Origin of the sequence: Methanobrevibacter filiformis (assembly GCF_001639265.1) — an archaeon.
GTDB lineage: Archaea > Methanobacteriota > Methanobacteria > Methanobacteriales > Methanobacteriaceae > Methanacia > Methanacia filiformis.
Window position 1 is genome coordinate 1 of the sequence record NZ_LWMT01000153.1, and the last position, 1,298, is coordinate 1,298.

Annotated in this window: 1 pseudogene; it reads left to right on the plus strand. The window is 32.7% G+C overall.

Annotated elements, in window-relative coordinates:
- Positions 1-1,298 (plus strand): annotated as a pseudogene (locus MBFIL_RS04510) (hypothetical protein); the annotation flags it as partial.

Below are 1,298 nucleotides of genomic sequence, written 5' to 3' on the forward strand. Positions count from 1 at the left end.
TTTGTTATTGAGAATTTAACTAATAACAGTAAAGTGCAGTTTGTTAGTGCTAATGCAAGTAAAGGAATATATAATAATGTTTCTGGGATTTGGAATATTGGTGATTTGGGCACTGGTGAATCTGTAACCTTAAACCTAACTGTTCTTGTTACTGGCACAGGAAATATCACAAACATTGTGAATGTTACTACTAATGAGCCTAATACTGGTGATCCTGATGATAATGAGACTGTTATTGTTAATGATACTGTTAATGTGAGTATTGTTAAGGTTGCGAATGTTACTGTTGTGAGTGTTGGTGATAATGTTTTGTACACTATTACTGTGACTAATAATGGTTTGACTAATGCTACTGGTGTTTTTGTTATTGAAAATTTAACAAATAACAGTAAAGTGCAGTTTGTTAGTGCTAATGCAAGTAAAGGATCATATAATAATGTTTCTGGGATTTGGAATATTGGTGATTTGGGCACTGGTGAATCTGTAAGTTTGAATATCAATGTTCTTGTTGTTGGTAATGGTAGTATTTTGAATGTTGTGAATGTTACTACTAATGAGCCTAATACTGGTGATCCTGATGATAATGAAACTGTCACTGTAAATAGCACTGTTAATGTGAGTATTGTTAAGGTTGCGAATGTTACTGTTGTGAGTGTTGGTGATAATGTTTTGTACACTATTACTGTGACTAATAATGGTTTGACTAATGCTTCTGGTGTTTTTGTTATTGAGAATTTAACTAATAATAGTAAAGTGCAGTTTGTTAGTGCTAGTGCAAGTAAAGGATCATATAATAATGTTTCTGGTGTTTGGAATATTGGTGATTTGAGTACTGGTGAATCTGTAAGTTTGAATATCACTGTTCTTGTTGTTGGTAATGGTAGTATTTTGAATGTTGTGAATGTTACTACTGATGAGCCTAATACTGGTGATCCTGATGATAATGAGACTGTCATTGTTAATGATACTGTTAATGTGAGTATTGTTAAGGTTGCGAATGTTACTGTTGCAAGTGTTGGTGATAATGTTTTATACACTATTACTGTGACTAATAATGGTTTGACTAATGCTACTGGTGTTTTTGTTATTGAAAATTTAACTAATAACAGTAAAGTGCAGTTTGTTAGTGCTAATGCAAGTAAAGGATCATATAATAATGTTTCTGGTGTTTGGAATATTGGTGATTTGAGTACTGGTGAATCTGTAACCTTAAACCTAACTGTTCTTGTTACTGGCACAGGAAATATCACAAACATTGTGAATGTTACTACTGATGAGCCTAATACTGGTGATCCTGA